Origin of the sequence: Brevibacillus sp. SKDU10 (assembly GCF_001645205.1) — a bacterium.
Lineage (GTDB): Bacteria > Bacillota > Bacilli > Brevibacillales > Brevibacillaceae > Brevibacillus_B > Brevibacillus_B halotolerans.
Window position 1 is genome coordinate 37682 of sequence record NZ_LSSO01000184.1, and the last position, 20280, is coordinate 57961.

Annotated in this window: 17 protein-coding genes; 15 read left to right on the forward strand and 2 right to left on the reverse strand. The window is 39.5% G+C overall.

Translation table 11 applies throughout. From position 1 onward, the window contains the following. Window positions 1-115: 115 nt before the first annotated feature. The 4 genes from dcuS (at window position 116) to AYJ08_RS17585 (ending at window position 4806) form a co-directional block, all read left to right on the forward strand. Window positions 116-1732, forward strand: a complete 1617-nt coding sequence (gene dcuS, locus AYJ08_RS17570; protein WP_064018805.1) for a DcuS/MalK family sensor histidine kinase — start codon at window positions 116-118, stop codon at window positions 1730-1732. Then, on the forward strand, window positions 1725-2438 hold the full coding sequence (locus AYJ08_RS17575) for a response regulator (protein ID WP_064018806.1): 714 nt from the start codon (window positions 1725-1727) through the stop codon (window positions 2436-2438). The genes dcuS and AYJ08_RS17575 overlap by 8 nt, the downstream gene beginning before the upstream one ends. 248 nt (window positions 2439-2686) lie before the next feature. Then, a complete protein-coding gene (locus AYJ08_RS17580; protein WP_031411205.1) occupies window positions 2687-3742 on the forward strand; it encodes an AEC family transporter in 1056 nt (351 codons plus the stop codon). Between the two features lie 62 nt (window positions 3743-3804). Next, window positions 3805-4806: a 2-hydroxyacid dehydrogenase gene (locus AYJ08_RS17585; RefSeq protein ID WP_064018807.1), complete on the forward strand. Its 1002-nt coding sequence runs from the start codon at window positions 3805-3807 to the stop codon at window positions 4804-4806. 88 nt (window positions 4807-4894) lie between these two features. On the opposite strand, the gene AYJ08_RS17590 is transcribed toward AYJ08_RS17585, so the two are convergent. Beyond that, window positions 4895-5242 (reverse strand): YxeA family protein, encoded by a 348-nt coding sequence (locus AYJ08_RS17590; protein WP_231929151.1) that lies wholly within the window; start codon window positions 5240-5242, stop codon window positions 4895-4897. A 322-nt stretch (window positions 5243-5564) separates the two neighbouring features. On the opposite strand from AYJ08_RS17590, the gene AYJ08_RS17595 reads away from it, so the two are divergent. The 10 genes from AYJ08_RS17595 to AYJ08_RS17645 all read left to right on the forward strand — a co-directional run bounded on the left by AYJ08_RS17595 (window position 5565) and on the right by AYJ08_RS17645 (window position 18171). Continuing rightward, window positions 5565-6641, forward strand: coding sequence for a hypothetical protein (locus tag AYJ08_RS17595; RefSeq protein WP_064018808.1), 1077 nt, complete (start codon window positions 5565-5567; stop codon window positions 6639-6641). A 344-nt stretch (window positions 6642-6985) separates the two neighbouring features. Next, window positions 6986-7672 carry a response regulator transcription factor gene (locus AYJ08_RS17605; protein WP_064018810.1) on the forward strand — a complete coding sequence of 229 codons (687 nt, stop codon included), beginning with the start codon at window positions 6986-6988 and terminating at the stop codon, window positions 7670-7672. Continuing rightward, complete coding sequence (locus tag AYJ08_RS17610; RefSeq protein WP_064018811.1) at window positions 7662-9068, forward strand: HAMP domain-containing sensor histidine kinase; 1407 nt, start codon at window positions 7662-7664, stop codon at window positions 9066-9068. The genes AYJ08_RS17605 and AYJ08_RS17610 overlap by 11 nt, the downstream gene beginning before the upstream one ends. A gap of 255 nt (window positions 9069-9323) precedes the next feature. Next, window positions 9324-10919: an efflux RND transporter periplasmic adaptor subunit gene (locus AYJ08_RS17615; RefSeq protein WP_064018812.1), complete on the forward strand. Its 1596-nt coding sequence runs from the start codon at window positions 9324-9326 to the stop codon at window positions 10917-10919. Further along, the gene (locus AYJ08_RS17620; RefSeq protein WP_197490746.1) at window positions 10879-11643 is read left to right on the forward strand and encodes an ABC transporter ATP-binding protein; all 765 of its coding nucleotides are present in this window, start codon (window positions 10879-10881) and stop codon (window positions 11641-11643) included. The genes AYJ08_RS17615 and AYJ08_RS17620 overlap by 41 nt, the downstream gene beginning before the upstream one ends. After that, window positions 11640-12851 carry an ABC transporter permease gene (locus AYJ08_RS17625; protein ID WP_064018813.1) on the forward strand — a complete coding sequence of 404 codons (1212 nt, stop codon included), beginning with the start codon at window positions 11640-11642 and terminating at the stop codon, window positions 12849-12851. Before AYJ08_RS17620 ends, AYJ08_RS17625 begins: the two co-directional genes overlap by 4 nt. A gap of 282 nt (window positions 12852-13133) precedes the next feature. Beyond that, window positions 13134-14582: a BglG family transcription antiterminator gene (locus AYJ08_RS17630; RefSeq protein WP_064018822.1), complete on the forward strand. Its 1449-nt coding sequence runs from the start codon at window positions 13134-13136 to the stop codon at window positions 14580-14582. A 299-nt stretch (window positions 14583-14881) separates the two neighbouring features. Next, window positions 14882-15937, forward strand: a complete 1056-nt coding sequence (locus tag AYJ08_RS17635) for an HD-GYP domain-containing protein (RefSeq protein ID WP_064018814.1) — start codon at window positions 14882-14884, stop codon at window positions 15935-15937. A gap of 149 nt (window positions 15938-16086) precedes the next feature. After that, the gene (locus AYJ08_RS17640; protein WP_064018815.1) at window positions 16087-17448 is read left to right on the forward strand and encodes an FAD-binding oxidoreductase; all 1362 of its coding nucleotides are present in this window, start codon (window positions 16087-16089) and stop codon (window positions 17446-17448) included. A 177-nt stretch (window positions 17449-17625) separates the two neighbouring features. Beyond that, the gene (locus AYJ08_RS17645; protein WP_064018816.1) at window positions 17626-18171 is read left to right on the forward strand and encodes a GNAT family N-acetyltransferase; all 546 of its coding nucleotides are present in this window, start codon (window positions 17626-17628) and stop codon (window positions 18169-18171) included. A 145-nt stretch (window positions 18172-18316) separates the two neighbouring features. Here AYJ08_RS17645 and AYJ08_RS17650 read toward each other — a convergent pair whose 3' ends face one another. After that, window positions 18317-19204: a LysR family transcriptional regulator gene (locus tag AYJ08_RS17650; protein ID WP_064018817.1), complete on the reverse strand. Its 888-nt coding sequence runs from the start codon at window positions 19202-19204 to the stop codon at window positions 18317-18319. Between the two features lie 149 nt (window positions 19205-19353). Here AYJ08_RS17650 and AYJ08_RS17655 point away from each other — a divergent pair, with 149 nt between their 5' ends. Further along, window positions 19354-20013, forward strand: a complete 660-nt coding sequence (locus AYJ08_RS17655) for a DJ-1/PfpI family protein (protein WP_064018818.1) — start codon at window positions 19354-19356, stop codon at window positions 20011-20013. Window positions 20014-20280 lie beyond the last annotated feature (267 nt).

Sequence of the window (20280 nt, forward strand, 5' to 3'; positions counted from 1 at the left end):
AAACTAAGGAGTAATCCGTTAGTTGCATAGAGAAGCATAGCGACTCAGGGGATATAGCACCTTAGCTTACCTAAAAGAAACTAGACATCTCGAGCAGAAGGAGCTTAGCCTGTTCATGAACAAACCTGGCAAAAGGAAGTTACAGCTTAGCTTGCACACAAAAATTATCTTGCTTATTGGAATTGTCGTTATTAGTTCTCTACTGGTTACAAATGTGCTGATTAGCAGGGATATTGCTAGCCAGACCAAGCATAGCTTGTCTGAGAAGGTAACCGATATTGGGCGAATTGTAGCTAATTCGGTAATTGTTATTGAGGGGTTAACAGGCAAGCGAGATCAAGCCGAAATTCAGACCTTCTCTAATCGGATTAAAGATTTGACGAATGTGAGCTTTGTGGTCGTGCTTGATATGAATTTAATTAGAAAATCTCACCCGATTCCTTCCAGAGTAGGACAATCCTTTTTGGATCGAGAAGATGCGAGCGCTTCATTATCTGGTAAGGAATACATTTCTATTGCAGTAGGAGTGCTGGGGGAGGCTTTACGAGTATTTACACCTGTATATGATTACGATGGAAAACAGATTGGCGTTGTGACTGTCGGAATCGCATTAGATGATGTAGGAAAGGCAGTTAAACAGAGCCGATCGGTGATTTATCTAAGCATGATACTCGGGATTGTAATTGGTATTATTGGAGCGTTGCTGCTAGCCAGACATATTAAAAAAATTCTGTTTGGACTAGAGCCCTTTGCTATTGCAAAAGTGCTAGAAGAACAAAACGCGATGCTTCAATCCGTACGTGAAGGCGTTATAGCCGTGGATCGGGAAGGAATTATTACCTTGGTCAATTCGGAGGCCCGTCGATTATTACAGCTAGCGGACAACTCTGAAGAAATCGTAGGAAAGTGCGCTAGTGACCACATGTGGATATTGGAGGAAACTCTGCGTACGGGCAAGGCACAGTTAGATGAGCATTACAGCATCAATGGAATCTCTCTTGTGATTAACTGTGTACCAGTAGTTGTTGATGATCACGTAGTAGGGGTTGTGGCTACGTTCCGAGATAAAACAGAAATACAACAACTGGTAGAACAAATTACAGGAATCCAGCTCTATGCTGACGCACTTCGGGCCAAATCGCACGAATTTAAAAATAAATTGCATGTCATTCAAGGCATGATACACATGGGCTATTATGACCAGCTCAATGAATATATTAAACAAATTTCCATTCAGCACCAAAAAGAAATTGGGTTTATTGTGAGAAGGATTAAGAGCACAGTGTTCGCTGGATTTTTATTGGGGAAAATTAGCGATGCTAGAGAAGATGATGTAGAGCTGATTTTAAATGAAGAGAGCTATTTAGCGGAGACGGAGGATTCGGAGCTGATTCATTCTCTCATTACCATAGTTGGAAATCTGATTAATAATGCTATGGAAGCCTCTATACAGGCAGAGGTTAAAAAAGTAGAGCTGAAGATTGAACAAACAGAAGAGCAGATTTTAATTGAACTAACCGATAGCGGACAGGGAATTCCACCAACATTTAGACGAGAAATCTTTGTGAAGGGTTTTTCGACTAAAGGAGAAAATAGAGGATTGGGGCTGTATTTTGTTACTCAGCATGTGGATAAGTGGAAAGGTGAGATTGCTATCCATTCTGTTGAGGGCAAAGGAACAAGCTTTGTAATAGCCCTGCCTTACAAAATGAAGGATGAGTATGATGATTAAGGTGCTAATCGTAGAGGATGACCCAATGGTTGCAGAATTTAATAAAAGATATCTAGAGATGGTGGAAGGCTTCACCGTTCAGGCAGTGGCCAATGATGTTAAGAAGGCTTTAGAGATTATTGATGAGATAGAGGTTGATCTCGTTCTTCTTGATGTGTATTTGCCTGGAAAGAGTGGGTTTGACTTTCTCACACAAATACGTCAAAGAGAAAGAAGTATTGATGTCATTATGATCACGGCAGCATGCGATACGAAAAGCATTAATAAGGCGTTGCAATTCGGTGCTGTTGATTATTTGATTAAACCGTTCGAATTTGAACGCTTTCAGGAGGCGCTTCAAGATTACAAAGAGAAAGCTAGTGTGATGAAACGCCAAAAAAAATTAAGTCAAACCGATTTGGATAAATTTTTGTTAGCAAAGGATAAAGATCATACCCAAATTTTATTGGATCTTCCCAAAGGATTAACGCGCACGACATTGCAATTGATTTGGGATCATATTACCGAGAGAAAAGGACAAGCATTCTCCACGGAAGAAATGGCGCACGAGGTAGGTATTTCACGTGTATCCATGCGGAAATACTTAAATTTTTTAAGCGAAATTGGAGTATTGAAGGCTGAAATTATGTACGGTACCGTAGGACGGCCTGTGTGTAAACACCGTACAGTTGAGGATAGCAGCGAGCGCATTAAACAATATATGTAAGAAAAAGGCGACTAGCATTTGACTGGTCGCTTTTTTTATTTATGAAAGCAGACATTCTGCTTATCTAATTACATTAGTTACATAATTGATTTAATAAGTTATATAAGGTAGGCAGAATAGAAAAGTAGGATTATGATAGAACCATAAAGAATGTGAATTGATTCACAAGGGTAAAACAAATAACTCACTTATTTTTTTGAACCACAATGTGAAAGTATTCACATTTTCGATACAAGGGGGAGTGCTCGATGAATATCGGGGAAATTTTTATTAGCACATTAACAGATAGCAAAATTGTTAGTGCCATTAGTTCTTCTGTCTTCATTATTTTCTTAGGATTCTTTTTACGTAAGAAGGAAGTTTTATCAAAGCAAACAGCTAAGATTCTAAGCAACGTTATCTTATCTGTAGCTCTTCCAGCACTAGCATTTACGGCCTTTATGACTGACATCGATACAGAATCCTTGAAGCAAGGGATTAACCTTCTGATTTGGGGAATCTTGGTCTACGTCGTACTCATTATTGTTTCTAAACCACTGTTTGCTAAATATGCAGGTGATAAACAAGATGTATTACGAGTTCTAACGATCTTTGGTTCTACTACTTTCTTCGGAATTCCAATCGTACAAGTTATGTATGGTGCAGTCGGAGTTATGTACGCTTCTATCTTTAACATTGGATATCGAATTTTCCTTTACTCTTACGGCTATATCAAGATGTCTGGTTTAAAAATGGAAGCGAAAAACATCAAGACAATGTTCTTAAATCCAATCGTATTAGCTACCTTTGCAGGATTGTTTATCTGGATGTTCCAAAATTACATTCCACAGGTTCACATGATGGCAGATGGAAAAGAAGTAAGTTACGCATTCCTGCGCATAGATAAAACAGCTTTGTGGCTATTCAAACCAATGGATTATCTAGCTAAATTAGCTTCTCCACTTGCTTGGTTGTCTATCGGTGCTACTCTAGCTGAGATTTCTTTAAAAGATGCTGTACGAGTTAAAGATGCTTGGTACTACAGCTTAAACAAAGTAGTTATCGTTCCAATTATTAATATCGTGATCTTGACTGTGCTAACAGTGATTGGTCTATTGCCAGTATCTCACGTAGCTCTAGCAACAGTAGTAATCATGATGGCTACACCAACAGCAACAGTGGCAGCAGCTTATGCCATCAGCTTTGATAAAGAGGCAGTATTAACATCTAACTGCTCCTTGTTATCCACAATACTTGGTGTACTAGCAATGCCTTTATGGATTGTCGTCCTAGAAATGATTAAATCTATGGGACTGTTTGTATAAAAGAAATAACGAAATGCAGAGAAGCTTGTAAATAGGTTCACAACAGAGAGGGAGGATTTCAAATGAAAACAGTTAATCTAGTTTGCTATGGTGTACGAGATGTAGAGGTTGAATTCTTTCAAAAACTAAACAAATTTAATTATAATTTAACACTAGTAACAGATTTAATGAATGATACGAATGTTGAGATGGCTAAAGGTGCAGATGCGGTTATGGTTCGCGGTAATTGTAAGGCGACTCGCACGAATATCGAAAAATTAGCTAGCTACGGAGTAAAATATTTACTGACTAGAACAGTAGGGTTTAACCATATTGACCTACAAGCGGTGAAGGATTGCGGTATGAAAGCTGCTCGCGTACCAGCTTATTCTCCAAATGCGATTTCTGAATTAGCACTTACACTTGGCATGATGCTGATGCGCAATGCTTCTTATACAGCTAATAAAACAAAAGACAAAGACTTCACAGTTGATGCTTCTATGTTTAGTAAGGAGATTCGCAATTGCACAGTAGGTATCCTAGGTACCGGTAAAATCGGGTTAACAACTGCTAAATTATTCAAAGGCTTGGGAGCTCATGTAGTAGCATACGATGTGTTTGAAAATGAACAGGCTAAAATCATTGTAGATTACCTGCCTTTAGATGAAGTATTAGCGAAATCTGACTTGGTATCTGTACATGTTCCGTTCTTCAAGGATCAGAACTACAAAATGATCAACGATGAGTTCCTTGCGAAAATGAAAGATCAAGCTGTGCTAATCAACACTTCTCGCGGTGAGTTGCAAGACAATGAAGCAATTCTACGAGCTTTAGAAACAAATAAACTAGCTGGGTTTGGTACAGACGTATTCGAAAATGAATCTGCTTTCTTCTTCAAAAACTTGAAGGATCAGGCTTTGCCTAATGAAACAATTGAAAAACTAATCAACATGTTCCCTCGTGTACTGGTAACACCGCATATCGGTTCTTACACAGACGAAGCGCTTACCAACATGGTAGAAATCTCTTATGAAAACCTATATAGCTTCCTTACTCAGGGAAGATGTGATAACGAAGTAGCATAACAATTTGGCAAAGGAATAGTTCCTTTGGTAAACAGCCACCTTTCATCTGATTAGAGAAAGGTGGCTGTTTTGATTTGACTGATTTGTTCTATTGAATATGAAGTTGTTTCTGAGCTGGTTCTGGAATGTCCTTAATAGCTACGTTATCAAGTGTTATCACTTCGCCTTGCTGATTGATTGTGAATTTAACTAAAGAGCCCTCAGGTATTTTAGAATCTGCGATGTAAGTTAGGATTTTCTTATTGCCATCTTTATCATAGGTAGGGAGAGTATATTCCTTGCCTTTGTCGGTTAAGTCTTTACCTTCACTTAACATGGCAGCGTAAAATTCTGTTTCATGACCTAACACATTGTATTGATCCCGTTCACAGCCTACCAAAGCCATACTTCCTAGTAACAGAATGATAAGGCCTAGATTCTTTTTCAATACAAACACATCCTTTCTATCGTTATCGATATGATGAAATCCCTTTATATACAACATTTCTGCAAAAAAATCTTCTGCTTCAAGAGTTTGCTAAGTGGTGACTAGCTTGCCAAATCAATAGGATATTCAGCTTACAATCACTAAAGTTATACAAAACATACGAAATATTCATTTAATTGTCAACTTTTTTGACAGCTTAAAATGGAACAGCCAGCCTCAGGTTTCCCACAACTTTTCCTTAAGGTGGACATTCACCTGACATACTCCCTTAGTAAATTGATACTTGTAAGAAGTTCTTCTTGCAAATCAACTATGAAGGAGTTTGATTCGAATGAATAAAAAAGCATCGAAATGGATGATCGGAGCATTAGCTCTTGCAGTGTTTGCACCAACTGCTGCTTTTGCGGCAACTACTTCAAATGTAGAGACAACAAAAGCAGAACAAACCTTTCAAAAACGTGGACATTTTTCTCTAGAGGATAGACAAGCCAATCAGGAGGAATTAATGAAGATCATTAATAAATACAATCCTGATCTAGCTGACGATTTCCAAAAGCTGTTTGATCAGCAGGAAAAAATGAAAGAAAAACGTCCTCAAATGGATGAAGAAACAAAGAAAAAGCTAGATGAAATTCGTGAACAGGTAAAGGATGGCTCATTAACGCAAGAGCAAGCCAAGGAAGAGATGGAAAAGCTTGGACTGAAAGGCTTTGATAAGGTTAAGATCAAAATTAAAAACTTAGATGAGGAAACAAAAAAGAAACTGGATGAAATTCAGGAACAAGTAAAAGCTGGAACATTAACGGAAGAACAAGCAAAAGAGGAAATGGAAGAGCTAGGCATCAAGCAGCCTGTTCATAAAATCATCAAGCTTGACGAAGAAACGAAAAAGAAACTGGATGAAATTCGTGAGCAGGTGAAGGCTGGAACACTAACGGATGAGCAAGCAAAAGAAGAAATGGAAAAGCTAGGCATCGAGCAGCCTGTTCGTAAAATCATCAAGTTTGACGAAGAAACGAAAAAGAAACTGGATGAAATTCGTGAGCAAGTAAAAGCTGGAACATTAACGGAAGAACAAGCAAAAGAAAAGATGGAAAAACTCGGTGTCAAGAATGCGATCTATAAAGACATCAAACTTGACGATGAAACCAAGCAAAAACTAGATGAAATCCAAGAGCAAGTGAAAGCTGGAACATTAACGAAAGAACAAGCAAAAGAAGAGATGGAAAAACTAGGTATCAAGCATTTTGGTCATGCAGGAAAAGAGAATATCATGGAACAGATCAAAGCAGCCGCTGATGCGGATGATGCTGATACCGTAAACAAACTACTACAAGAGTGGTTAGAAAAAATGCAAAACAAGAAAAATCCAAAAGCAGAGGCTGAGTCTGAAGCAAAGGATGAGTAATTGAAATAGATAAGTAGCAAAAAAGCAAAGCTAGTGGCTACTATTACGGCAAATAGTAAGCTTCTAGTGGGTGCGTAAAAGGCAAGGTTAAAAAAACGGCAGTAGTATCCGGCAAAGTAGCAGTAAGAATGCGGCAAAAAGTAGTATCCTCATGTTTATAGTACCCTCCCACTTTCGATATAATGCGTGATGATTGGCATGGTTTTCCTGAATTTTCAGGAAGGCCATGCCTGTGTGTAGTTTTTTATGTTTGAACTGCCAAAACATACCCTCTTTTCCTTTCGGGATGTTTTTCGTATTCTTTTGATAAAGCCCTAGCCTCATATACTGGAAGGGAGCAAATTATGCAAACAATTGTAATCGTAGAAGATGAAGTACCGATCTCTCGGGTTCTACAGGTATATTTAGAAAAAGCGGGATATCAGGTAGAGCTTGCCTTTGATGGTGAAGAAGCGATACATACATTTGAGCGTGCGGCACCTTCCCTGGTTTTATTGGACGTCATGCTGCCAGGGCAGAGTGGATGGAAGGTTTTAGAGCATATTCGCACCAAAAGTAGCTGTCCTGTGATTATGCTGACAGCGTTGGGTCAACTGGATCAAAAGATAAATGGGCTAAATCAGGGGGCAGACGATTATATTACCAAGCCTTTTATTGGTGAGGAGGTCGTAGCACGTGTCAATGCCGTTTTACGCCGCTCCTTACTAGTCATGGGTGACTACCAAACTCGAATTTTTGGAAGTTTAAAAGTAGATTATCGAGCCCATTCTGTCACCTTGCACGGTATTGAGCTTACTTTTACGCCGCGTGATCTTTCTCTGTTTTTATTTTTAGCGCAGCATCCCAATCAGACCTTTACTAGAGAGCAATTAATCGAGCAGGTTTGGGGGATGGACTATGAGGGCAGTGATCGTGCTGTCGATCTTGCAGTGAAGCGTATCCGCAGAACCCTGCAAAATTGGCCAACCGATGAAGGAGAAATTCGTACACTACGAGGATTGGGGTATCAGTTCTGTGTCAATGAAAAATAAAGAGCGGAAAACGTTATTAACCTATTGGACAACTCGTTATGTATTAACCTTATGCGTTGGTCTTGTTGTCATTGGACTTTTCTCTAGCATGTGGATAAGCTACAATGAAACGCAAAAAAGGCTAGATGTCATGAGGTACATGGCTGTGGAGATTTCGGAACAAATTGTATCAGCAGACGGGACGACGATTGTGATACCTGCCTTCCTGTCACGATTGGTAGAGAATCGCCAACGCTTCATGGGTGGATTTAAGCCCATGGTTATGATATTAGATGCACATAGGCAGGTTATTTTTGGAAAATCAAATCGATTTGTTGACGATATCCTCCGCCGAATCTCTCCGGATTGGGAAGAAGATCAGGACGTGCAAGAAATACAGACGCGCTCAGGAGATACTGCCATTTTTCTTACCCAGAAGATAGAGGAGAATGGTCAAACACTGGGGTGGGTATTTCTCTTCTCGCCGAAAAAAGAGATGGATCGCAGCATAGAGACGTTGCAACAATTATGCATTATGCTGACAAGTCTTGGATTATTAGGCTGGATCGTTATTTATTATCTAACAAAAAAATTATCGGAGCCCGTGAAGGAAGTTGCGGATGCTGCTAAACAGATTGTGACGGGACACTATGATATTGAACTGAAGAAGGATATCAAAGAAAAGGAAATCTATGAACTAATTCATTCGTTTAAAGACATGGCTGATCGACTTCGGCAGTTAGAATTGATGCGAACGGAGCTATTGGCTGGAGTTACCCATGAGCTGAAAACACCCGTTACCTCTATCAGCGGGCTGTTACAAGCGGTGAAGGATGATGTGGTGACCGGTGAGGTAGCCAAAGAGTTTCTGGAGATTTGCTCCAAAGAGATTTTACGCTTACAAAAAATGGTGGAAGATTTATTAGATTTTAACTCATTTGCAGTAGGGGATATTAAAGTTAACAAACAACCACAGAACATGAATCATCTGGTGCAGGAAATTACGCATCAATGGTTGATTGGACAAGATGAGAATACGCTTGTTCTACAGACGAATATTCCTGAACAAGAAGTATGGATTGACACCGACCCACTACGTATACAGCAAATTTTATATAACCTATTAAATAACGCAAAGCAAGCAACAGGATTAAACGGAATTATACAGGTAGCTCTATTACAGCAAGATGACGTTCTTCAAATTTGTGTTCAAGATAATGGTGTCGGCATTCCAGAAACAGAAAAGGAATATATTTTTGAGCGATTTTATCGCGGAGAAGAGAAGAAGCACAAGGTTAGAGGGCTTGGATTAGGATTACCCTTTAGCAAAATGATGGCAAAGGCACTTGGTGGCGATCTTGAATTGACGGAGAGTGTTCAGGAAAAGACCATTTTTACGTTGTCATTACCCCAATGAGGAACATCAAAAAGATTATCCACAGATAAAAAACATTCTATAGAAGTTGTCCACAATTACTGATTTCAAAGGTAGCTGTGGACAACTTTTTTTTAATAATCCTTCTTGCTATCTTTGTAAAGGATTCCTTTCTTTTGCCCCCATTTTTCACCAAGTTTCCCACAAGACAGACATCTAGCTGACATACAGCGAACTTATATTTAGTTCATCACGAAGGCGGTTTACAAAATAAACAATTTTTTGGGGGAAATCTCAATGCTTGGAAGTACAACGAGGACATCATTTTTAAGTGGAATGGGAAAAAGGAAAAGATGGATCATCACGGGAGCAGTAGCTATAGCTTTACTGTGTGGAACGGGTGTTTTTGCCTATAGTAAGCTGCTATCTCCTTCACGTGCAGCTTCGATTATGCAGACAACTCAAGTCCAGCGAGGGGATGTGTCGGAGGTAGTTACTGCTTCAGGCACCGTACAAGCTGCACAGCAAATGACAGTTAACTTTCCGAGTGGTGATCAGTCCGTAACAGCAATCAACGTTAAAATAGGTGATACTGTTAAAGCAGGGCAGGTACTGGCTACAATGGATCAATCCGCTGCTTTGATGCAAATAAAGATTGCAGAAGCTAACCTCTTATCAGCTAAGGCAGGTTTAGCGGAAAAAATGCAGGCAAAGGATGAAAATGAAATTGTAGTCCTACAGTCAAATGTAACAAAAGCAAAAGCAGCATTAGAATCTGCTAAGAAAAATTACGACAATCAAAAGGCCCTGATCCAACAAGAGAAAGCGAGCGCTACCTTACAAGAGGCTCAAAAAAATCTGGAGACGCAAAAAAAATTATACGAAGCCGGCGCTATTTCCAAAAGTGAATTAGATCAGGCGCAAAATAGTTTGAATCAGGCAGAAGCTGAATACAAAACAGCCAGCATGCAGCACAGTCAGACAGTAGACCAGAGTAATAATAATGTTGCCCAAGCACAGGCTGCCTACGATTCTGCGCTAGCCCAATTTAATCAAGCTAAGGCTCCGATCCAAGAGTCTTCCTTACAAGCCGCAAAAGCATCAGTTGCTCAAGCTGAGGTACAACTGCAACAGCAACAGCAGAATTTAGAAAAGCTCACCTTAAAAGCACCAATGGATGGTGTTATTTTACAGGTGAATGGGCAGGTAGGAGAAGCGGCAAGCTCTCCCTTTTTGATTATGGACAACTCGAATTCTGAACAGTTGGGAGTAATGGCCCAGATCAGTCAGAACGATATCGGTAAAATCAAGCAGGGGATGGAAGCTACTTTTACGATTGGAACCTACAATAATAAAAAATTTCAAGGAAAAGTAGAAACAGTGTACCCAGAAGGGAGTACAGAATCAGGTGTGACAACCTATAAAGTACTTCTTACTGTCGAAAATAAAGAAGGATTGTTAAAGCCAGGCATGACGCTCCAGACAACAATTCATGCAGGGGCGCAAAAGAATGTGCTCTACGTTCCAATTACTGCTTTGCGCGAACAAGGCGGGAAAACTGGAGTTTTGGTAAAAGGAAAAGATGGTACTAGTACAGATACGGACACACAAGCCGATTCAAAAGGCAAATCGCTTGACAAAGGGCAAAATGTATCAGGTTTTCAATTCAAGGAAGTAACGACTGGACTAATAGGCTCAGATCGCGTTGAAATTACGTCTGGACTCGAGGAAGGAGATCAAATCCTTTTAACTATGCAGGTAGCTAACAGCTCCTCGAATAGTCGCCAAATGGGTCAGGGGCCAATGTCGTCAGGTATGGGTGGTATGCCTGTAATGGGAGGAGGTATGCCAAGTGGCGGAGCTAGTTTCCAAGGTGGGGCAAGAGCAAGATAATGCTAAAGCTGTAATTCGGATTGCAGATGTGAAAAAGAAGTATGTAATTGGAGATCAAGAAATACATGCCCTGCGAGGAGTAAATCTTAGCATTGAAGAAGGGGATTTTGTAGCCATTATGGGGCCTTCAGGATCAGGTAAATCTACTATGATGAACATGATTGGTTGCTTGGATCTGCCTTCAAGTGGAACCTTTTATCTTGATGGCTATCCTGTTTCGGAGGCAGAGGATGAGGAGCTGGCTAAAATTCGGAACCAAAAAATAGGTTTTGTTTTTCAAAATTTTAATCTGATTCCGCGTACACCCGCAGTAGAAAATGTGGAGCTTCCACTTTTATATGCAGGTGTAGAAGCTAAACAAAGACGACAGCGAGCTATTGATTCCCTACATAGAGTCGGACTTGGCAATCGGTTATATAACAAACCAAATGAGTTATCAGGTGGACAGCAGCAACGTGTTTCCATTGCCCGTGCCTTGGTTAATGAACCTGTGATTATTTTGGCGGATGAGCCTACCGGTGCTCTTGATACGAAAACAAGTCAAGAGATCATGGGAATTTTTCAACGATTAAATAATGAAGGAAAAACGGTTATTTTAGTCACTCACGAACCAGATATTGCTGAATACGCTAAGCGAGTCATCCATTTCCGTGACGGACAGATTGTAGCTAATGAGGTAATTCAAGATCGAAGAATAGCGAATTCCGAGGAAGTGGTAGTATGAATTATTGGGAAGCTATGCGCGTATCACTGCGGAGTGTTACAGCTAATAAGCTTAGGTCCTTTCTAACTATGCTAGGTATTATGATCGGCGTGTCTGCTGTGATCGCAATGGTAGCGATTGGAGAAGGAGCAAAAGCAAGTGTAGCCAATCAAATTAACGGGTTAGGGAGTAATCTGTTGATTATCTCGGCAGGGCAAGCAAGGCAAGGTGGCATTAGCTTGGGGGCAGGCTCGCTTTCACTCAGTCTAGAGGATGCTTTAGCCCTTCAACAAAAGGATTCGATAGCAGATGTTACCCCTGCGGTTAGCACCCGAGCCCAATTGGTGTATCAGAATAGCAACTATTTATCCAGTTTGGAGGGCACGACGGAAGCCTTTCCACAGGTACGAAATGTTAGCTTACAAGAGGGACGATTTTTTACTAGCTTTGAGGTAAGCGAGCAAGCAAATGTGGTGGTTATCGGTCCAGAGATTGTCACAAATCTCTTTGCCAGCTCCAATGAAAGTCCTATTGGCAAAACGATTGAAATTAATCGTATTCCATTTACAGTGGTTGGCATTTTAAAAAGTCAAGGAAGCTCCGGCATGACTAATAACGATGATAAGGTAATGATTCCAATTACTACGGCGATGGAGCGTCTAGGACAAAGCAGTATTCGCACGATTTATGCCTCGGCAACATCAGCAGATGAAATGCTTCAGGCTCAGTTTGATATTCAACAAACCTTGCGATCTCAGCATAAGCTAATGCCTAGCCAAGAAAACGATTTTACCATAAGCTCTCAATCAGATATTTTGGAAACAGCGCAAAGCGTAACCAACGTAATGACAACATTGCTATCGGGAATTGCTGCGATTTCTTTAGTGGTAGGCGGCATCGGTATTATGAACATCATGCTGGTCTCCGTAACAGAGCGTACTCGTGAGATTGGGATTCGCAAGGCCATTGGAGCAACTAAGACAGCGATTATGCAACAATTTCTGATTGAATCAGTTACGCTGAGTATCTTGGGTGGGCTCATTGGAATTGTGCTGGGAGTTGGAGCGGCTTGGGTCGTGAACAAGCTGGGAAGAGTGGAGATTGCTATTACAATAACTCCCATGCTGTATGCCTTTTTATCATCCTTATTGGTAGGTGTGGTATTCGGCGTGTATCCTGCAAAAAAGGCCGCAGAGATGAAGCCAATTGATGCATTGCGGTATGAATAGAAATACATGTGTATCTACTATATTGAAGCGTAAAGAAGAAGATTTGGCACTTATGTCAATGTGAAGGTTGAGTAGAGCCCTTTATTCCTTGTTTTGTCAACAGGAAAAAGGGCTTTTTCCTATATAATGATTTAGTTAAATAAAAATGAAACCTTTTCTCATTTATTCTGTATTAGTTAGTAAGAAGTTACAATGTACGCCAAAGATAAGAGATTATATTTGCACGATTTGGTAGAAGCTATTTTTACCATAAGAAAGGAGTCCCTATAGGGATAGATGGACATGAGAAAAGAAAGACATCGCCAAATTCAAATTATGAAGCTCCTCGGTGGAGAAAATAGATGGTTTACAGTTCAGGAGTTATCAGAGAAAATAGGTTGCTCATATAAGACTGTTGCCAAGGAAATTTCCATATTAAAGGATTTTTTGCCGCCTGGCTGGGAGATTAGTTCTGTAAAAGGGAAGGGCGTCCAATTATTTTTACCGGAAAGCTCCTCAATAAATGAAGTGATATCTTTATTTGTAAGAGACTCGTTTACTTTTCAAGTATTTCAGCAATTGCTTGAAGGAAATTGTAAAACCGTTTCCCAATTAGCCGAACATTTATTTATCCAAGGACCTTCTCTTCAAAACGTTCTAAGAAGGGTAGGGAAACATTTAAAGACCTATAAATTACAGCTTCAAAGAAATCCCCTCCAAATTGTGGGGAATGAACTTCAAATCATCATGATGTTTTTTGAACTATATACTAGCTCTTATACCAATAAAGAATGGCCGTTTACAGAATACGAGGAAGTATGTCTGCGATACTTAGACGAGATTGAAGAGGGATTAGACATCACTTTTGATGTATGCGATAGGCATAAGCTCTCCTATTTTTTGGCGATTGTATTAAAAAGAAAAAAACAAGGCTATCAAATCAATTTAGGCAATCCCATTTCTCACTATAATATTGAGACACCTTATTATCATACAATATCCACGATACTCGATCAGTTAACATCAGAGTATAATATCTCTTTAACAACAGAGGACAAAGTAATTATGACGATTGTTATTAAGGCTTCTAAGCATGTGTATAAGGATGTCGGCAAAGTAAAAAGGGAAGCGCTTCAATATTTTCATGAAGGAAAAATACAAGTATTCCTATATATGAAAGATTTCATTCGTATGCTTGAAAATAAAATCAACAAGCCGTTGATTCATGACGAGGAATTTGTTTTTACCTTAATCGATTACTTTAAGCGAACCATGTATACCCTAAAGTATTTCTCTACGATAAAAGTAAAGGAAAAATCCATTACCAATTATATTAGGGAAAAGCACCGAGAAACGTTTTTACAGGTGAAAGAAGTATATAATGAATGGGCAAAAAAATACGGGATAGCAGATCATATCATTGATGATGAAATTGCTAATGTCACCATGCAAGTAGAAGCTATGATTTCATTTAAGCCTACATCTAAAAAGGCTCTTATTATATCTGGTGATGGGACAAGCTGGAAACGATATATGGAGGCTATTTTAAGAGAAAGGTTTGGTGAGAAATTACAAATATTAGATCAATTTTTGTATGATATAACAGAGGAACAAATCAAAACGCTAGGTATCGATATAATCATTACGACTATTCCTATTGATATACAATCCATTCCGGTTATTCGTGTTCAATCCATTTTATCTCAACGTAACCTTCATACCCTTCAGCAATTTATCAACGACGATAAATAATATACCTGTCAATGTGAAAAAGACGTTTTCTCTTTCAATCATAATGAAAGAGAACGTCTTTTTTTCTGTAAGAGCCTATGAATACTAAAACGCATAAAAATGGATGGCCTTGCATACAGGAAAGTCATTATCAAAATGAATAGCGAGAGATGACATTATCAAGGAAATAAAAAAATTGCCTTTAGTAACGGTAATTAATACACTTGATAGGAAAATCAGTTCATATGTAATATATGTATTACGACTTAGGTATAAAGTCTTATGTAATGTCAGCTTTTAGGGAGGATTTATAAATATACATGCAGTTACTTTCTCAAAATCACAGTGGTTCTGGTATGAGACTTTCAAGCGATATTTATAGTAGCAATCGCTCGATTTCGGCGGGCAATGGAGGAACTTTCACTCAAAGTTTGTTTGGACACAATTCCATCCATGTTCAACATAAAAATATAGCGGATACCCCTGCTAAGGATGTTATATCTGGACAAGCAAGGAAGGAAGCCATAGATTTTGTGCATACCACATTGGATAATTCCTACTCTAAAGCTATCGCAGGAGAACAAATAGGCTCCAGCGCTCAGGATATGCTGGCAAATTTAATTTCTACATGCAAGAATAACTCAATGATCATGGATTTACTAGGAAGGATTTGCGTTTTTGATAAAAGCATATTTGTCCATTCCTTACATGTAATGATTTATAGTGTATTAGTTGGATTGAGAATGGGCTTGAATAAACAGCAAATCATAGATTTAGGCTTAGGGGCGCTTTTACATGATGTAGGGAAATTGATGATCCCAACTCAGATCATTCAGAAGCCGGATTCACTAACGAATGAGGAATATGACATGATGAAGACGCATGCAAGCAAAGGATTTGCTTTGTTGAGACGACTGCCGGCAATTCCAGAGATCGTTGCGCAATGCGCTTATCAGCATCACGAACGTATGGATGGAAATGGGTATCCGCGTAACTTGCAGGAAAAAGATATTCATTTATTTGCGAAAATCATTGGAGTGTGTGACGTCTTCGAAGCTTTAACGAGCCAGCGTGTTTATCGAAAGCCGATGCTACCGCACGATGCCATGGAATTTTTATTTGCAGGCTCAGGCACCCAGTTTTGTCAGAAGGTATTGCAAGCGTTCCGTAATTCCATCTATTTATATCCTGTAGGTATGTTTGTAACGTTAAGCTCAGGCTATTCAGGTGTCGTTGTCAAAAATAATCCGGGTATGCCTTCACGACCTATTGTTCGTCTTTTAGAAAATAAAGCACATGTTACATTACCTCCATTTGAAATAGATTTGTCGAGCGAATTGAATTTGGTGATTTCCGATTGCAAAGCGATCGGATAAGAATGGAACAAGAAAATGAAATAAGTCCATGTAATGAACTGTCTATAGGGAGGAATGTTTCGAATTTTATATCTGAAACATCCCTTCTTCTCTTATAATAGAACTAACATCTGGTGCTACTTGTCAAAAGCAATTTAGGAGGAATTCAAATGAATGACCTAAATGATTTACGGCAATTATTTCGAGATGATCAGGTTTCTATAAGTGAGAGTGTTTTGGAGCTACATAGCAAAGATGAATCTTATCACACCCCTGTCTTACCTGATGTAGTGGTGTTTCCTGAATCCAGGGAGGATGTGTCACGTCTGCTTGCTTTTGCTAACGACCGTGAGCTACCTGTGGTTCCATTTGGTATCGGAAGCAGTTTAGAAGGACATGTGATTCCGGTGAATAAAGGAATATCCTTAGATTTTCAACGAATGAATCGAATTCTGGAGATTCGGCCAGATGATTTGTTGATACGTGTTCAACCAGGAATAACCAGGACCCAAGTAAATAAAGAACTGAAAAAATACGGCTTGTTTTTTTCTGTTGATCCAGGGGCAGATGCTACGCTTGGTGGAATGGCCGCGACAAATGCTAGCGGTACTACTGCTGTCCGATATGGTGTTATGCGTGATCAGGTGCGTGACCTAGAAGTCGTATTAGCTGATGGAAGCATTATTCATACCGGTGGTTTAGCAGCCAAATCATCATCTGGATACCATCTAAATGGTCTGTTTGTTGGTTCGGAAGGGACATTGGGTGTATTTACTGAGCTGACCTTACGCGTATACGGTATTCCTGAGGAAATGATGGCCGTTCGAGCTACATTTCCTGATGTGGAAAGTGCTGTTCAGACTGCGGTGACTATTCTTTCTGTAGGAATTCCTGTTGCTAAAATGGAGCTGGTAGACGAATTGTCCATTCAAAAAATGAATCGCCATAAAAATACCTCATACGAAGTGACACCTACCTTATTCCTTGAGTTCCATGGAAATACAGCAGGATTGATGCAGGATGCACAATTTGCTAGAGAATTAGCGTTAGAGAAAGGCTGTCTACATTTTCAGCAGGAGATAGATTCAAAGGCCCGGGCGCAATTATGGGAGGCTAGGCATCATTTGTACTATGCTTTTGCTCATTCCGTACCGGGAAAGCGTGTTATGACGACGGATGTATGTGTGCCGCTATCCGAACTGGCTGGTGCAGTACGCAATGCCCAACAAGTCGTGCAAGAATTGAATTTAGAGGGCGGAGTGGTTGGACATATCGGTGATGGTAATTACCATACGCTGCTCTTATTAAATCCACTTGATTCCCAAGAGCTTGCCCGTGCAGAAGCGGCGAATACCCGTATAGTTGAATATGCCTTAGCACGCGGTGGTACATGTACGGGAGAGCACGGTGTAGGGCTGGGGAAACGAAAATACCAGCAAACAGAGCATGGCGAAGCATTTCCTGCCATGTTTGCTGTAAAAAAAGCCTTTGATCCTAAAGGAATATTAAATCCAGGGAAAATTTTCAGCTAGCAAAGCAATAAGCCCTAGATGGAATACACCCTTTTCCTATCAGAAATATTGTGGGACTCACTAGGCTGGTTTGGACTGGATAAGGTCCCTTTTACATTTAGGCAGTCGCAAGTATGGTGACATATGATAGACTAAGCTTATAAATATTTACCATATCGAATATGAATGGAGTATATCATGATCATTACCAAACGAGAATTTGATGTAAAAGGGCTAAGCTATATGATTCGATCTGCAACCGAAACAGATGCGAAAGCTTTGTCTAAGCTTAGATTACAGATAGATGGGGAGACTGAAAATTTAGACAGGGAAAAAGGGGAGGCGTTCATAGATCCATTAGGTTTTGAACAATTAATTAATGCAGATACTGAAAAGAAAAGAAACTTATTTTTAGTTGCGGTCGTTCATGATCAGATAATCGGATTTTCCAGATGCGAAGGAAATCAGTTGAAAAGATTCTCACATAAAATAGAATTTGGTGTGTGCGTTTTAAAGGAGTTTTGGGGATTTGGCATAGGTAAAAATCTGTTAAAAGAATCTATTGCTTGGGCTGACTCGAATGATATTAAAAAAATTACATTGAATGTTTTAGAAACGAATGATAAGGCCATTACCCTTTATAGAAAGCTTGGCTTTGAAATAGAAGGCATACTACAAAAAGACAAAATCCTGTCTGACGGTAAATATTATAACACCATTATCATGGGAAGATGCCATGAATAAGAACAAGCTAAAATTGCTAGGTACACTAATTCACTTCAGTCCGGTAATAGAGTGCAAAACCAGTCGGAGCTACTGGTGGCACTCTATTTTTTATCCGCTCGTTTGTATATCTTTGTATCATACTTACGTTTGACGGCCTACCGTTCTATCCAAAATGCTCAACGACTTGGGACTTAAATAATTTAGCAGGAAAATGCAGTTCTCTATCCTTATGGACAATAAGCCCGTGTGTTGAGTAAATGGGCGGGGATAGTGGCAGCGTTTGGAATTCTTTTTCTTCTAGTTCTTTTTTTACGCATATTTCTGGAAGTAATGCAAAACCAATGCCACATTTCACAGCTTGCTTAATCATTTCTATGCTTGGAAACTCTAATGCACGATTTCCTTCAATTCCAGCCTCCTGCAAAATCCTACTAGCTTGAGTGTGGTATAGGCAACTGGTTCCAAAGCTTATTACGATTTCATCGTGTAACATATCCAATCCACTAGATTCAACTCTTTGTACCAAGGCATCCGAGGCAATAAAAACAAGTTTTTCCTCTAAAAGTGGGTGGAAAATCAGATCATTGCGATTGGGATTTTGCGGAACAATGCCAAAATCTACAGCGTGATCTAAAACTCTCTTCAGAATATCCGGCTGAAATCCCGCTTCTAGTCTTACTTTTATCCGTGGATATTGATTCATAAATTGTTGGATAAAGGAGGACATACGTGTTAAGAAAAAAGATTCCTGCATACGAATATGTATCGTTCCCTGCGGCTGATCCAATTCGTTCATTGCATGCTCTAAGGACATACCTAAATGTATAAATTGATACGCAAATGTAGCAAGTCTAACACCCGCTTCTGTAGGTTTTACACCTCTGGATAATCGATGAAACAATTTTTGATTGCAGGCTTGCTCCAATAACTGAATATGAGAAGTTACAGTAGATTGAACATAGCCTAATTTCTCTGCGGCTCGACTAAAGCTCTTTTCTTCTATTACTGCAATAAATGTCTGAAAGAACTTCCCTTCCAGTAATTCAATCATTGTATATCTACCTCCGTGATATCGGGAATCGAAATGGATCGTATCGTAAACATTCATAAGTAAAATCGGTAATTCAATGATATAGTAACTCTCGTACAGAAGAAAGTACTATTTCAAAAGCAGGACGATCCAAAAGGAGGAAACAAAACATGAACAAAAAACAAGGATTTAGATTAGGCGTGTACATTTTTAAAGACGCAGAGGTTATTGATTACGCAGCTCCCTACGGCGTATTTTCGGTAGCACGAAGATTTGACCCTGAATTGGATGTTTTTCTTGTAGCTGACGCGATGAAACCAATTCAAACTCAAGCGGGATTAACTGTACACCCCAACTACAGCTTCAATGACATGCCCGATTTGGATGCCTTTTTAATTCCTGGTGGCTTTGGTACCCGGCAGGAAACGAATAATAAGCGACTACACCAATACATTCGATCTCTTCCTAAAACAACTCTGCTTACAAGTGTATGTACAGGTTCATGGATTTACGGCAGAATGGGGCTTCTGGATGGTATCCCTGCAACAAATCGTAAAGAGCCAGATCATTTGGAGGCTACGGACATGGGCAAGGTGCCAATCGATCGATTAGCTGAAATTGCACCAGCTTGCAAAATCAGTCGTGCTCGTATAGTTGATACTGGCAGAATTGTAACCGCAGGCGGGATTGCTTCTGGTATGGAAATGGGCTTTCATTTGTTAAGAAGAGCAGGCTATGATGAAAACTTTATTTCGGAAGTGGCTCGCGTTATGGAGTATAAAGCAGCATATGACAACTACAAGGATGATATTGAATATTTTGAGTGTTAGGGTAATTTGGTTGGAGTAGAGAGGTAAAATTTATTGCCAAAGTCTATTTGAATCATCTATAAGTAATGCTTTGGATAAGAATTAATAGTTAATAGATCAGAAGAATGATGTTTCAAATGTTTATATCAAATCACGAAAAGGTAATTTGGAGCCTAAGTATTAAACATTCTAAGGTAGGATGTAGTAGTAGAACTTAAGAAGAAGCCAAAGTAATAACAAGTTTCCAATATAAAGCCACCAAGCAAAAATGGTCAAGCCCCCGTTTTG

Coding starts and splice junctions, on each gene's coding strand:
- dcuS (WP_064018805.1), top strand. CDS start 116: ATGAACAAACCTGGCAAAAGGAAGTTACAGCTTAGCTTGCACACAAAA.
- AYJ08_RS17575 (WP_064018806.1), top strand. CDS start 1,725: ATGATTAAGGTGCTAATCGTAGAGGATGACCCAATGGTTGCAGAATTT.
- AYJ08_RS17580 (WP_031411205.1), top strand. CDS start 2,687: ATGAATATCGGGGAAATTTTTATTAGCACATTAACAGATAGCAAAATT.
- AYJ08_RS17585 (WP_064018807.1), top strand. CDS start 3,805: ATGAAAACAGTTAATCTAGTTTGCTATGGTGTACGAGATGTAGAGGTT.
- AYJ08_RS17595 (WP_064018808.1), top strand. CDS start 5,565: ATGAATAAAAAAGCATCGAAATGGATGATCGGAGCATTAGCTCTTGCA.
- AYJ08_RS17605 (WP_064018810.1), top strand. CDS start 6,986: ATGCAAACAATTGTAATCGTAGAAGATGAAGTACCGATCTCTCGGGTT.
- AYJ08_RS17610 (WP_064018811.1), top strand. CDS start 7,662: ATGAAAAATAAAGAGCGGAAAACGTTATTAACCTATTGGACAACTCGT.
- AYJ08_RS17615 (WP_064018812.1), top strand. CDS start 9,324: ATGCTTGGAAGTACAACGAGGACATCATTTTTAAGTGGAATGGGAAAA.
- AYJ08_RS17625 (WP_064018813.1), top strand. CDS start 11,640: ATGAATTATTGGGAAGCTATGCGCGTATCACTGCGGAGTGTTACAGCT.
- AYJ08_RS17630 (WP_064018822.1), top strand. CDS start 13,134: ATGAGAAAAGAAAGACATCGCCAAATTCAAATTATGAAGCTCCTCGGT.
- AYJ08_RS17635 (WP_064018814.1), top strand. CDS start 14,882: ATGCAGTTACTTTCTCAAAATCACAGTGGTTCTGGTATGAGACTTTCA.
- AYJ08_RS17640 (WP_064018815.1), top strand. CDS start 16,087: ATGAATGACCTAAATGATTTACGGCAATTATTTCGAGATGATCAGGTT.
- AYJ08_RS17645 (WP_064018816.1), top strand. CDS start 17,626: ATGATCATTACCAAACGAGAATTTGATGTAAAAGGGCTAAGCTATATG.
- AYJ08_RS17650 (WP_064018817.1), bottom strand. CDS start 19,204: ATGATTGAATTACTGGAAGGGAAGTTCTTTCAGACATTTATTGCAGTA.
- AYJ08_RS17655 (WP_064018818.1), top strand. CDS start 19,354: ATGAACAAAAAACAAGGATTTAGATTAGGCGTGTACATTTTTAAAGAC.